Source organism: Microcystis panniformis FACHB-1757 (assembly GCF_001264245.1).
Taxonomy (GTDB): domain Bacteria; phylum Cyanobacteriota; class Cyanobacteriia; order Cyanobacteriales; family Microcystaceae; genus Microcystis; species Microcystis panniformis.
Genome location: NZ_CP011339.1, coordinates 4,975,607 through 4,987,872, shown reverse-complemented (window position 1 = coordinate 4,987,872; position 12,266 = coordinate 4,975,607). Strand labels below are relative to the sequence as shown.

At 41.9% G+C, this 12,266-nt stretch carries 11 protein-coding genes and 6 pseudogenes; 10 read left to right on the top strand and 7 right to left on the bottom strand.

The features are described 5' to 3' along the window. Positions 1-23: 23 nt before the first annotated feature. The 4 genes and pseudogenes from VL20_RS23355 to VL20_RS23340 all read left to right on the top strand — a co-directional run bounded on the left by VL20_RS23355 (position 24) and on the right by VL20_RS23340 (position 4,339). Positions 24-1,717, top strand: a pseudogene (locus VL20_RS23355) (helicase HerA domain-containing protein). A gap of 56 nt (positions 1,718-1,773) precedes the next feature. Further along, the gene (locus tag VL20_RS23350) at positions 1,774-2,226 is read left to right on the top strand and encodes a DUF29 domain-containing protein (RefSeq protein ID WP_052277974.1); all 453 of its coding nucleotides are present in this window, start codon (positions 1,774-1,776) and stop codon (positions 2,224-2,226) included. Positions 2,227-2,228: 2 nt separating this feature from the next. After that, complete coding sequence (gene rlmD, locus VL20_RS23345; RefSeq protein ID WP_052277973.1) at positions 2,229-3,596, top strand: 23S rRNA (uracil(1939)-C(5))-methyltransferase RlmD; 1,368 nt, start codon at positions 2,229-2,231, stop codon at positions 3,594-3,596. Between the two features lie 341 nt (positions 3,597-3,937). Beyond that, positions 3,938-4,339: an ATP-binding protein gene (locus tag VL20_RS23340; protein ID WP_002763681.1), complete on the top strand. Its 402-nt coding sequence runs from the start codon at positions 3,938-3,940 to the stop codon at positions 4,337-4,339. On the opposite strand, the gene VL20_RS23335 is transcribed toward VL20_RS23340, so the two are convergent. Continuing rightward, positions 4,336-4,617: a DUF6439 family protein gene (locus tag VL20_RS23335; protein WP_002763679.1), complete on the bottom strand. Its 282-nt coding sequence runs from the start codon at positions 4,615-4,617 to the stop codon at positions 4,336-4,338. The two genes, VL20_RS23340 and VL20_RS23335, sit on opposite strands and share 4 nt — an antisense overlap. A 72-nt stretch (positions 4,618-4,689) precedes the next feature. On the opposite strand from VL20_RS23335, the gene VL20_RS23330 reads away from it, so the two are divergent. Continuing rightward, complete coding sequence (locus VL20_RS23330) at positions 4,690-5,091, top strand: sll0565 family protein (protein WP_002763677.1); 402 nt, start codon at positions 4,690-4,692, stop codon at positions 5,089-5,091. Positions 5,092-5,136: 45 nt separating this feature from the next. On the opposite strand, the gene VL20_RS23325 is transcribed toward VL20_RS23330, so the two are convergent. From VL20_RS23325 to VL20_RS23315, 4 genes and pseudogenes are all read right to left on the bottom strand, one after another. Continuing rightward, positions 5,137-5,763, bottom strand: coding sequence for a pilus assembly FimT family protein (locus VL20_RS23325; RefSeq protein ID WP_052277972.1), 627 nt, complete (start codon positions 5,761-5,763; stop codon positions 5,137-5,139). Then, positions 5,741-6,234: pseudogene (locus tag VL20_RS23320) on the bottom strand (type 4 pilin). Before VL20_RS23320 ends, VL20_RS23325 begins: the two are co-directional and overlap by 23 nt. 170 nt (positions 6,235-6,404) lie before the next feature. Continuing rightward, positions 6,405-6,557, bottom strand: a pseudogene (locus VL20_RS33910) (RNA-guided endonuclease TnpB family protein); the annotation flags it as partial. Positions 6,558-6,583: 26 nt separating this feature from the next. Then, a pseudogene (locus VL20_RS23315) lies at positions 6,584-6,949 on the bottom strand (RNA-guided endonuclease InsQ/TnpB family protein); the annotation flags it as partial. 219 nt (positions 6,950-7,168) lie between these two features. Here VL20_RS23315 and VL20_RS23310 point away from each other — a divergent pair. Then, a pseudogene (locus tag VL20_RS23310) lies at positions 7,169-7,485 on the top strand (ISKra4-like element ISMae18 family transposase); the annotation flags it as partial. Positions 7,486-7,743: 258 nt separating this feature from the next. Here VL20_RS23310 and VL20_RS23305 read toward each other — a convergent pair. Continuing rightward, positions 7,744-8,636 (bottom strand): annotated as a pseudogene (locus VL20_RS23305) (DMT family transporter). 197 nt (positions 8,637-8,833) lie between these two features. On the opposite strand from VL20_RS23305, the gene VL20_RS23300 reads away from it, so the two are divergent. Genes VL20_RS23300 through nrtS form a run of 4 tightly spaced genes read left to right on the top strand, consistent with a single transcriptional unit; the run spans position 8,834 to position 11,129 of the window. Further along, on the top strand, positions 8,834-9,190 hold the full coding sequence (locus VL20_RS23300; protein ID WP_043997341.1) for a DUF1823 family protein: 357 nt from the start codon (positions 8,834-8,836) through the stop codon (positions 9,188-9,190). Positions 9,191-9,221: 31 nt separating this feature from the next. After that, positions 9,222-10,352, top strand: a complete 1,131-nt coding sequence (locus tag VL20_RS23295) for a CO2 hydration protein (RefSeq protein ID WP_052277970.1) — start codon at positions 9,222-9,224, stop codon at positions 10,350-10,352. A gap of 54 nt (positions 10,353-10,406) precedes the next feature. Next, positions 10,407-10,970, top strand: coding sequence for a GUN4 domain-containing protein (locus VL20_RS23290; protein ID WP_002782951.1), 564 nt, complete (start codon positions 10,407-10,409; stop codon positions 10,968-10,970). Between the two features lie 3 nt (positions 10,971-10,973). Further along, positions 10,974-11,129, top strand: a complete 156-nt coding sequence (nrtS, locus tag VL20_RS31930) for a nitrate/nitrite transporter NrtS (protein ID WP_158499379.1) — start codon at positions 10,974-10,976, stop codon at positions 11,127-11,129. A gap of 13 nt (positions 11,130-11,142) precedes the next feature. Here nrtS and VL20_RS30200 read toward each other — a convergent pair. Beyond that, a protein-coding gene (locus VL20_RS30200) for an IS1 family transposase (RefSeq protein ID WP_128575271.1) occupies positions 11,143-11,837 on the bottom strand; the annotation gives its coding sequence in 2 pieces (ribosomal slippage) (positions 11,143-11,495 and positions 11,495-11,837; 696 coding nt in all). Positions 11,838-12,266 lie beyond the last annotated feature (429 nt).

Below are 12,266 nucleotides of genomic sequence, written 5' to 3'. Positions count from 1 at the left end.
CATCGCCACAAATCAAGGTTAGCATGAGTGAACAACCCCTCGGATCGGTTATTCAAGGTTCCCTGAGTGAAGGTTTAGAAATCCGTCTTTATCCGGATATTTCCGTGGAAGATATGCGCGTCGGTAAATTTTTAGTGGTGCAAGGCACTCGCTCGCGTTTTTTCTGTCTCCTCACCGATGTCTCCCTGGGTAACTCCAGTCCCCGGATTATCGCGAATCCTCCCCATCCCGATGATAGTTTTATGCGCGATGTTTTAGCGGGTAGCGGTACTTATGGTACTATTGACCTATCTCCCATGCTCATGTTTACTCCGACTGGAGGTAATTCCCCGGCAGTTTCTGACACTTCTTTAGGCTCTTTTCAACCCCAAACTAGCGCCGATTTAGAATTACTGCCAGTTAAAACTATTCCCGCCCATTTTAGCCAAGTTTATGAAGCTTGTGAGCAGGATTTTCGCATGGTTTTCGGTTGGGAAGATGACCCCACCAGAAAGAATTTTGCTATTGGTCAACCCCTTGACATGGACGTGCCAATATGTATTAATCTCGATCGCTTTGTGGAACGTAGTAACGGTGTTTTTGGCAAATCCGGGACGGGAAAATCCTTTTTAACTAGATTACTAATTTCGGCATTATTCGCAAACAAGCAGGGGTTAACCTCATGTTTGATATGCACTCGGAATACGGTTGGGAAGCGATGAAAGAAGGGAAGGAGGTTTCTACGGTGAAAGGATTATGTCAATTATTCCCCGGACAGGTGGAAATTTATACCCTCGATCCCGATTCTACCAAACGTCGGGGAGTACGAGGAGCGCAGGAATTATTTTTAAGTTATAATCAGATTGAAATCGAAGATATTCGTTTAATCGGTCGGGAATTAGGTATCTCGGAAGCTAGTTTAGATAATGCCAATATTCTCTATAACGAGTATGGAGAATCTTGGATTACTCAGTTATTAAATATGAGTAACGAGGATATTAAAATCTTCTGTACGGAAAAACAAGGCCATGCGGGATCAATCATGTCCCTCCAGAGAAAATTAATGCGTCTAGATAGTTTGAAATATTTAAGAAGTGTTTGTCCCCACAATTATATCGATCAGGTTTTACAAGCTTTAGATGCAGGTAAGCACGTTGTTATTGAATTTGGCTCCCAAAGTAATATGCTTTCCTATATGTTAGCCACCAATATGATCACCCGTCGGATTCATGCTAATTATGTTAAAAAAGCTGAATATTTTTTACAAACTAAAAACCCCGTTGATCGGCCGCAACAGTTAGTAATTACCATTGAAGAAGCTCATCGATTTCTTGATTCTGCTGTGGTACATCAAACTATCTTTGGAACTATCGCCAGGGAGATGCGAAAATACTTTGTTACTCTCTTAATTGTCGATCAAAGACCTTCAGGAATTGATAACGAAGTTATGTCTCAGGTAGGGACGAGAATCACCTGTTTATTAAACGATGAAAAAGACATCGAAGCCATATTTACTGGGGTTTCTGGAGGGGGAAGTTTGCGATCAGTTTTAGCGAAATTAGACTCAAAACAACAAGCTTTAGTTTTAGGTCATGCGGTCCCCATGCCGGTAGTAATTCGTACTCGCGCCTACGATCAAAAATTCTATGCTGAAATAGGTGCGACCGACTGGAAAGAATTACCCGATGAGGAAGTATTAGCGGCGGCCAAAATTGCCAAAGCTGATCTAGGATTTTAGAAAAATTAACTTTTGATTGTAGAATAGAGTTGGATTGTTTTTACTGTTTACCTCCCATGACCGCTCAAATACCGATCTCGAAGATCAGCTTATACGATCGAGATTTTCAGCTATGGATCGAGACAACCGTTAACCAATTACGACAGGAGGATTTTGCCTCGGTTGACTGGACTAATCTGATCGAGGAATTAGGAAGCATAGGAAAAAATAATCGACAGGCTCTCAAAAGTTTGTTAATTCAATTATTAGCTCATCTGCTCAAGTTAGTTTATTGGCAGACGGAAAGAGAGTATAATGCTAATAAGTGGGAAGCGGCAATTATTGATTTTCGAGTTCAAATTGCCGATCTGCTGGAAGACAGTCCTAGCTTAAAACCTTATCTCCTCGAAATTTTCGATTCTTGTTATGGAAAAGCTAGGCAAATAGTCTCGAAATTGAGCAGGCAAGAAATTCCCAGAGAAGTCATTATTACCCCAGAAGAAACCCTGGATGAAAACTGGTTTCCCTAACTATGCAACAAGGTGATTTAATCGAGATCGAGATTACCGACCTCAACCATACGGGCGAAGGTGTGGGAAAATACCGAGGACAGGTGATTTTTGTGCCGGATACGGTCATTGGCGATCGCATTCAAACTCGCATCACCTATATCAAAAAAAGTCATGCGATCGGCAAACTACAAACTATTCTACAAGCTTCTCCCCATCGTATCCGGCCCCGCTGCATCGTCGCCGATAAATGTGGTGGCTGTCAATGGCAACACATCGAGGACCAATTTCAGCGCCTAGTCAAAAAAGAGCAAGTACAAGAGGTATTAACCAGAATTGGCGGTTTTAGCGATCCTTTGGTTTATCCTCCCCTCACCGGTAATTCTCCCCTCGCTTATCGCAATAAAGCTACCTATCCCCTCGGATTTTCCCCCACCGGCAATGTGCAAGCAGGTTATTATCGTCGCGGCAGCCATCATCTGATTAATCTCAATCAATGTCCGATTCAAGATCAGGCTTTAAATCCGTTTCTAGCAGAGATAAAACAGGATATTCAGGGTCAAGGCTGGTCAATTTACGATGAAAAGACCCACCAAGGACAATTACGCCATTTATCCCTAAGAATTGGCCGCCACACTGGAGAAGTTTTATTAACCCTGATTAGTACCGATAATAATTTACAGGGAATTGAGGCACAGGCGCAGCAATGGCTGGCAAAATACGCCAATTTAGTCGGTGTAACCGTGAATTATCACCCCGAGCGAGGTAATGCTATTTTTGGCGCTCAGACCACAACTATCGCCGGAAGGGACTATATTACCGAAAAGTTCGCCGGATTAACCTATCAATTGGCTGCCGATACCTTTTTTCAGGTTAATACAGAGGCTGCTGAAGCCTTATTTGCGGTTATTTGTCAGAAATTAGACCTTAAAGGTGAAGAAATTCTCATTGATGCCTACTGTGGTATCGGTACTTTTACTTTACCCCTCGCTAAACGGGTTAAAGAGGTGATTGGACTAGAATCCTATAGCTTTTCCCTCGATCGAGCCAAGATTAACGCCCAATTAAATGATATTACCAACACAACCTTTATTTTGGGGGCAGTAGAAAAAACTTTACCGCAACTGACAGTTAAACCCGACATTATTCTACTCGATCCGCCCCGCAAAGGTTGCGATCGATCTGTCCTCGATAGTCTGTTACGGCTGCAAAGTCAACGCATTGTTTATATCAGTTGTCAAAGTGCAACTTTAGCCAGAGACTTGCAATATCTCTGTCAAACAGGCGATTATCAACTGCTAGAAGTGCAAACCGCCGATTTCTTTCCCCAAACTCCCCACGTCGAATGCGCTGCTTTTCTTAGACAAAAAACAGCGAATATGGTAGGATGAAATAGGAGGAAAAACCCGACACTTTAGCCGTTTATGGTCGAAAAGTCAATGGGTAAGGATGATAGCATATTAAAGACCGTTCCAGTCAACTACTTTTTTGATTAATTACCCGCTCAAAGTGGCCTTGATTCTCGATTGGTGTGTAGATCAATCATAAAAATATCTAATCAATCTCAGAGACAGAAAAGGGATAAAACATGACTCATTAGGTATGGCAATCAACTAGATCGACGGTTAAGAGACCTTAATCTTTCTGTAAGAGAACAGTCATTGAATATAAGCTAGAGGTAAAGTGCGTGATTGCTATTTCACTGCCAACAAGCAAACGAAGTTGGAACACCATGAGTTTCGCTTCCACCTTGTATCTTTGTCCGATTTTAGATTTATTGACCGCTAGTATTCCCGAAGAATTAGAACCAGAAATTAGATTAGGATTGCAAGAAGCTTTAGTTAATGCCGCTAAACACGGCAATCATCTCGATCCCAGCAAAACCGTGGTCGTTCACTTTTCCAGCAGTAAAGACGAGTATTCTTGGGTAATTACCGACGAAGGTTGTGGATTTACGCCAGGTTGTCCCCATCATGGCTGTAGTTGCGATTGTCCCAATTTTCCCCCCGAAGAAGCGGAAAATGGCCGAGGACTGTGTATGTTATATCAAATCTTCGACCAAGTTCACTGGAATCAACAAGGAACCCAACTGAAACTTTGTAAACAAATTAAACAGGAACGCTGGTTTAATTAATGACCGTGACCGTGAGAAGGACAGGGAGGAGCAGAAATCGAGCGATCAAGCCAGCCTGTAGCCTGTTGTAGCCGAGGAAGTGCTTCTTCTGGCTGATTATCTAATAAAAACACCAAAGCCGTCCCTAATTGTTCGGCGGCCCGAGCATTACGATTGGCTTTCAGACGATGCCAGTCAATCGGTGCGATCGCCAAACGTTCCGCCAAAATCCGCGCCAATTCCGGGGTAGATAGATCATCAATAGTCTGAGATGCGGAGGAGACAGGGGATGGAATCATAATCAAAAGGTTTCGTAAAACCGTAAAATCGTCTATAACTATAGTTTAGACGCAGGAAATCCCATTGAGTCCATGTCCTTAGAAGAAAACCCGTACCCTAACGATGAATCGGCAGAATTTACCGAAGCAATTGAAGAAGTCGAAGCGGCGATCGCAACACTAAAAGACCGTTATCGACAGATCAACGAAGCAGAACAGCAAAAAAAAGACCTAGAGGCACAATTTAGCCAAATAGAACCCCAATGGCGGGAAAATCCCCTACCTGAACTAGAAAAGGAATTGTTACAAATTCGCGAACAGATTCAAGAATTAGAGGTAATTTTAGAAAGCAATTTACTTAAAGAAGGGGAATTAAAGCGCCTATTCTGGGAAGGAATCCGTCGCGGACTGCTGGGGGAGGTTTTTTGGCAAATTGTCCGCTTTGGTGGTATCGGAGTCTTACTGGGTTGGATTCTGCGATCCTGCAGCGGGTGATTGACTGCACAGGGGACAGTGGGGTATGTTGCCTTGAGAAGCTGATTAGGGTTGGGTTCCATCCAGACGGATTTGACAATTATTGGCATCGAGCGTATCTAGAGGATTGCCGTTATAAGTGCCTTGTTTAACTATTCCCAACAGAGAAGCGATAACTATACACTTTCTTTCTTGGTTGGGATAGGGATTGGCGGCATCGGCGGCGGGATATAATACGATTATCGCTTGGTTTGCCCGCGGCTCAAAGGTTAACCCCGGCACATGACCCCGAAAGGAAAACTGTACCCCCGGACTGTCGCCATCAGGGGGAACATCTGGAAAATTATCCACCACCATAAATACTTCCTGCGGCAGACTTAGGGAACCCGCATTAGTATTAGTCGCCACTAAACAACCCGGTTGATTGGCAGTTATTTGCCGGTAAACCGTGGGACCAGTGCCAGTCCCTTCAGTAAAATTAATCGTGCAAATTCTCCCTAGACGGATGGCTTGTCTTTGGGCATCCCGTAGGGCTGATTGTATAGAATCGGTGGCTTCTTGGACTTTATTGCTATTTAACCAAGCTAATAAATTAGGTCCAGTTAAGGCGGCAAGAATTCCCGCAATTGCCAAAGCTACCAAAATTTCTAACAGGGTAAAACCCTGATTTTTATGGACAGTTAAACGACGCATCGGGAATCACCTCGACAGAACTTTCGGCAATAACATCTTCTTGGTTTTGGTAATCTTTAGCAGTTTTATCTGTTGCTTCGACTCGATAATCAATACGGAGACGATGGGGATTAGCCAATTGCTCAGCAATCTTAAAAGTTTGAAAGAGAGAATAGTCTTTACCGACAATTGGTTTTTCCGCTACTAATCGTTCCGCCGGTATAGGGGTGGTGGGGGGGGAATAGCCGTTAGTTGTCTTCTTAAAGCTGTGGCATAACCCTGATTGATATTTGTACACACATCTGCGGTGATGTATTTTTTATCTAAAGTCGAAGCTAAAAATTTGACATCCTCGAAATCTTCTTGTATCCAAAAGTTAGCTTGAGCTTGTCTTTCTGCCCGAACTTTATATAAGGCATTCACTGCCATTAACTGTAAGGTTCCTGTTAAGAAAGCGGTAATAGTTAAAATGGCAATTATCACTTCTAACATCGAGAAACCTGACTCGGACGACGGTAGTTTTAACGGTATTCCCTTTTCTTTTGATTTCACTTTTCAACCCTCCCCGTTTTTCCTGAACACTACTGGCTTTTTTTAGCTATCAACTACAGAGTACCCAGTTGACATCCTCACCGCCGTAAACGGACGGTGATTCCCAAACCTCACGATTTAGGTTTCTGCTTCTTTCCCGAAGGATTTTTCGCACCTGCCTTAACAGATTTACTCTGTTCTGGTCTTATGGTCGCGACCCGGACTGACACCGCAAGCCCTGCGGCCAAAATATTTTTACTAGCGTTAATATCTCGGTCATGGTGAGTCCCACAGTCTGGACAGTCCCATTTTTGTCTTTAAATTTCAAGGCTGATTTGGTAAATTCGGCACTTCCTCCCTGATGTTTTTTCTTAAAGTTAGGATACTTAGTACGACCAGCAAAGAAGTTAGTAAAAGCTGTTTGTAGGTGTCTTAACCCTTGTTGTAAAGGTACACAGCTAACTTCATTGAGAAAGTTTAATTCTTCTTGTTTTTTCCAATCGGTCAACATTGAAGAAGTTTGAGCGTAGCCTACTCTTTCTTGCTTTTCGTACCAAGCTTGTGTTCTGAGATGGAGTGCCTTATTGTAAACTAATCTTACACAGCCCAAAGTGCGCCGCAATAGCGACTCTTGTTCGGGTGTGGGGTAAAATCGGAACGAGTAGGCTTTTTCCATATCTCACATTTTAGCATATATTTCGTAAATGTGTTAATATTTAACAGTAAAGCCGTCGTAGAACGACGGGGTTTCAGACCCAAAATTTTCGATGATGGGATATTTCTAAGTTTAGTCAGGGAATTCGGGAGCATCCCAATTTTGCAATAAGTATAAATGCTTAGAGACTAAAAACGTTAGCTAAGGCAAAATAAAGAGAAACAATTAAACGGTAGAATCATGAATACAGACCAAAAAGAACAACTAGATCAACATTTAAAAGCCATTGCTCAAATTCTAGTCGATAATACCCCAGAAGAACAACTACGTAGCTTTGAGGGCATTGAAACCGCCCTGCGAGACCATTGGCTGACTACATTGGGTCCTGCCATAGGCAATTTTTTTTTGAATCAGCAACGGGAACCCAAGCAGGGCGAACCAAAAGCGTAAGCAGTATCATAGGGAAAGTCAAGATAAGCGAGAAACAAGCCGATAAACTAGGATTAAGCAAGAATAATCGATTAAGTCCCATGCTGGAGAAATGTTGCTTAGGAGCAGGGAATTAATTCCCCGAAAACCCTATTTTTCAATTGAGTCAGATTGTCTAAGTAGCTGGTTACAATTAAATTAAAGATAGATTCTGGGTTCGATCCCCCCTTAATCCCCCCTTGATAAGGGGGGCATCCGCAAGTTTTTAAGACTTACCTACTTAAACTCTCATGCAGTTAGCATTGTACACTAATCTAGCTTTTGTCTGTGATTACCATCCGCGATCAAGATCACACTTAACCAGTAATATTAGAGCCACCAACAGCTTAACCGCCTAAAATAGCAATTCCTACGCCGATTAATAGAATTAATCCGCCATAAATGACTTCTTGGGGGGGTATTTCACCAAAAATGAACACTCCTAACAGACTAGCGGCGATTGGCTCTAATAAAATTACCATGGTTACTATTGTCGGTGCTACCCATCGCAAAGCCCAGTTAAAGCTAGTATGACCGATTAATTGCGGAAAAATCGCCATCATTAACACATAAACATACACGGATAAGGGATAGCTTTCGTAACCTTGACCGAATAAAAAAATAGAAGGTAATAAAGCTAATCCTGCGGTAGTGTAGGCTACAGTTATATAATTCTTAATATTTAAGCCCTTTCTTTGTGCTTCCCGTCCGAGGAGAATATAACCACTGACGAGAATTGCTCCAATTAAAGCCAAGCTATTGCCCAATAAAGGGTTAGGATAAGAACTACTGACATCTCGATCGGCTAAAACAATCAATAATCCCCCTTTAAAGCCACAAAAATGCCGATAAAGGTTAATTTACTCGGTTTTTCTCGAAACCACCACCAACCCAACAGGGAAACCCAGAGAGGATTAGTGGTGACTAAAGTGGTAGAAGCGGCGATCGAGGTGTAGGATAGAGAAGTAATCCAAGTAGCAAAATGGAGAGCTAAACAAAATCCTGCCCCCACTGCGTAATAATAGGCTTGAATAGCGACTTTTTGGCGTGATAAGGTCAACCAGTTCGGAATTAGAACGACAGAAGCCAAGATCAGACGGGAAGTCGCTAAAAATAAACTAAATGCGATCGTAGCATTACCTACCGCTTCGATCGCTAACCGGATAAAAATTGCCGATGCAGAAACCGACACCACACCGATAGTTAAAATAAAAATAATTTTGGCGTTAGAAGGAGGCAAAATAGGCTACGCTTACGCGATGTCAATGATGTTATTCACCAGTTATTTTAACCGTAGGCAGTAGCCGGTCGTCAGTAGCCGGTCGTCAGGAGATAGGAGATTATTTTATTTATTCTCCCCACACCCCACACCCCACACCCCACACCCTACACCCTACACCCCATCACCCCACTTCCCCACACCCATTTACTTAATCTATGGAACTACCAGAATTAAATATAGAGACAATTTGGGCGATTATTAACGATGAAATTGACGACGAAACCGTTAATAAATTGGTTTGGCAAACTTTAGGTTATCGCTACGATGAAAGTCAAGGAAAATGGGATAATAGTCAAGTAGAGGAAGATTGGCGCCGTGAATATCCCGAACCCCCGGATTTTATTGCCAATCGTCCTCCAACAGTAAAATTAACTCGATCGATCTTGCCAGAAAATAAACAATTATTAAAAGATAAATTGGGTTTTACCGGTTATAAAATTGGCGAATTCAATCCCCGCATGACTCGCCGTGCCACCGCCGCTAATTGGTTGTGCTTTTATGGGTTAAAATAGATAAGGAAAGTTATTTTATCAAGCTTCTAGCATGGTCACTATCCCTGTCAAGTCCTCCTCTCATCCCCTAGCATCCTATATTGATCGTCTCACGGCTGGGGAAGCATTGTTAAAAGATACTCCCCAGAATTTGATCGAGGTAGTGGGTATCCTGAAAAGTTACGGAGTGGTGTTAGATGCTTATTCCAAAAATTTAATTTATATTGCGGAAAATCAGTTTTTGGTTTTTTTACCCTTCTTTAAATATTTTAATGGTCAAGTATCTTGGCAGAAATTACTACAACACTGGTGGCACGATCGCATTAATTTTGAGTATGCTGAATACTGTATGAAAGCCATGTTTTGGCATGGTGGGGGTGGTTTAGATAGTTATGTAGATAGTGCCGCTTTTCGGGAAGTGACAGCCAAGGTTATTCAAGCCAAATTTAGGAATAATCCCCTAGTTTTAATTTTAAATAAAGCCTTTCCTGAATTTTTGCCAGAACAAATGCGGATGATGGCCTACTATAGCGGTTTAGGTCAATTTTGGCGAATTATGGCCGATACTTTTTTAAGTTTATCCGATCTCTACGATGCTGGAAAAATTACCAATATTCCCGAAGTGGTGGCACACATTAAGAAAAATTTAGTTGATAATGCTAGTCAAGCAATTGTCTATCAGGTAAAAATCAAAGGACAAACCTATGATCTGATCCCCAAATCGGCAGGATTAACCTTTCTTGCGGATACGGCAATCCCCTACGTTGAGGCGGTTTTCTTTCGCGGAACACCTTTCCCCGGTACAATTTCCTATAATGCCCAAGCCTATCAAATTCCCTACGATCAAGGAATGTTTGCCTATGGTGCTTTGTATGCGGATCCTTTACCCATCGGAGGTGCAGGGATTCCTCCCACACTATTAATGCAGGATATGCGTCACTTTTTACCAGATTATCTGCACGACATTTATAAAAAGAGTTTTCGTCAAGAGGAAGATTTATTAGTCCAGATCTGCGAAACTTTTCAAAAGTCGATGTTTTGTGTAACAACGGCAGCCATTCAAGGATTAGCACCTTATCCTTTAACTACCACAGATTTAAAAGAACAAAAAGCCAATCGCATCTATCTAGAAGCATGGATGAATCGCTTTGTTAAGTCGCGATTAGAAGCGGTAAATCAATAATTATTCTGCCGATAAATCGGTAATTTTTGCAGTCAACAAACCCCCTTTACATTTATGTCAGATATTAACGCCCAACTTCAGGATATTTTAGCTCAATTGCAATCTTTAACCGAACGGGTTGCCCTCATCGAAGCGCGGCAGATGTTAGTACCAGACATCGAGCGCTATGGTAAATTACAGCAATTCCTAGCTGAGGGGAACTTTAGGGAAGCAGACGCAGAAACTCTCCGAGTTATCCTCGAAGCTGCCGGCAGAACCCGCGATACTTTAACCCCAGAGGATATGATGAGGTTTCCCGTTAATGTGATTCGGGTACTCGATCGCCTTTGGAAAAATTATAGCGGCGATCATTTCGGTTTTAGCAATCAGGTGAAGTTATATTTTGCCGTCGGGGGTAGTATTAACACCCTGCGTACCCAAGACGCGGAAACGATTAAAAAATTTGGGGAATTGGTGGGATGGCGCAACAAAGATGAGTGGCGTATCGATGATTATGATCACTGGGATTTTAGTCTCGCAGCTCCAGAAGGCTGTTTTCCCGCTCTCTGGTGGAAGTCTCCCTACGGGTTAAAAATGGTGACTTTTTGTTTTACTCGCCTGATAGAGTGCGATTTATAGGCAATGAAAGGAGTTATCGGCTATTTTCGGGCTTTATTGTCCTCCCAATTTGCTCCCACCGGGATAAAAGTGGCTGTGGTAGTGGGGACGATTTTATTGACAATTAACCACGGTTATGCTATAGTTGCAATCCTTATAACTGACTTATGGCGTTGCTGAATTAAGCTATGAATCAGTAAGGAATAGGCACTTCTTGAAACTTCAGATAATGAATTAATAAACGAATAGAGTATCCTAACATTTCTGTAGACTTAGAATAGCAGAGTGTTTTGCGATGCAATCGGGCTAGATAATGTCTTAAACGTGTGTTCTCACCCTCTACTCTGGTCATATAAGTCTTACTAATTATATGGTCGCCCTCTGCTATAAAACATGGATAAACTGACCATCCATCACTCACATAAAAATAGCATCCCCAAGACTTAACTAATTCCCATAATGGGCGAAACGTTTCGCTACTATGATCTCCGATTACCCAACCTAAAATTCCTTTTTTAAAGTGGTCAACGGCTGTCCACACCCAGATTTTGTTTTTTTTGAGCCAACAAAGGTTTCCAATTCATCCAGTTCCCCTACTTCAGGAATTGTTTCTGGGTCATAGGCGACTGGCAATAATTCTCCCACAGATTTTACCCAATTAATTACGGTCGTATGATGAACTCCCTTTAGCCTTTCTATTCCTCTAAATCCCATCCCATTAACATAGGCAGTTAGGCATTCTCGCTTCGTTTTTTCGTCATAGCCTTTCTGTTTTTCATAGTTATCAATAAATTGACGGCCACAGGTTACACAAATATGATTTTGTTTACCTTGTTTATTGATGCCATTTTTACGGATATGGGTAGATTTACATTCAGGGCATTGCATTTTGATTTCCTCCATTCATATCTCTATTATGCAACGCCCTGACTTATCATTCTTTAGCGATCGCTCTATTGGAATAAAGCAAAAATAGATATATGATCAAGACAAGATCTGCTTTCATAGCGATCGAGACGAATATTCAGGAGTTCGATTTACCATGGCTACTGTTTTATTGAAAACTGGCGAGTTCCGAGAAATCCCTGATGATCAGTTAATTTCTTTCCTCGAGGAAAACCGAGATTTGATTCAAGATCGACAATCACGCAGAAAAAGAGCGATTAAAAGACCTATACCGTCCAATGTAACCTCTTTCGAGTCTTTTAAAGTATAAAATGCCAGCAGTATCTACTCTAGGCTAAGATTAACTCCCTTAGCTAGGATTTGCTGAATAAATCTAAAAACCTTGTTGGGTAAGACTTTTAGACTTTTTGT

Bases quoted from the DNA above. Each gene is read 5' to 3' on its own strand.
- rlmD (WP_052277973.1), top strand. From the start codon at position 2,229: ATGCAACAAGGTGATTTAATCGAGATCGAGATTACCGACCTCAACCAT.
- VL20_RS23330 (WP_002763677.1), top strand. From the start codon at position 4,690: ATGTCCTTAGAAGAAAACCCGTACCCTAACGATGAATCGGCAGAATTT.
- VL20_RS23325 (WP_052277972.1), bottom strand. From the start codon at position 5,763: ATGCGTCGTTTAACTGTCCATAAAAATCAGGGTTTTACCCTGTTAGAA.
- VL20_RS23290 (WP_002782951.1), top strand. From the start codon at position 10,407: ATGTCAGATATTAACGCCCAACTTCAGGATATTTTAGCTCAATTGCAA.
- nrtS (WP_158499379.1), top strand. From the start codon at position 10,974: ATGAAAGGAGTTATCGGCTATTTTCGGGCTTTATTGTCCTCCCAATTT.
- VL20_RS23340 (WP_002763681.1), top strand. From the start codon at position 3,938: ATGAGTTTCGCTTCCACCTTGTATCTTTGTCCGATTTTAGATTTATTG.
- VL20_RS23335 (WP_002763679.1), bottom strand. From the start codon at position 4,617: ATGATTCCATCCCCTGTCTCCTCCGCATCTCAGACTATTGATGATCTA.
- VL20_RS23300 (WP_043997341.1), top strand. From the start codon at position 8,834: ATGGAACTACCAGAATTAAATATAGAGACAATTTGGGCGATTATTAAC.
- VL20_RS23295 (WP_052277970.1), top strand. From the start codon at position 9,222: ATGGTCACTATCCCTGTCAAGTCCTCCTCTCATCCCCTAGCATCCTAT.
- VL20_RS23350 (WP_052277974.1), top strand. From the start codon at position 1,774: ATGACCGCTCAAATACCGATCTCGAAGATCAGCTTATACGATCGAGAT.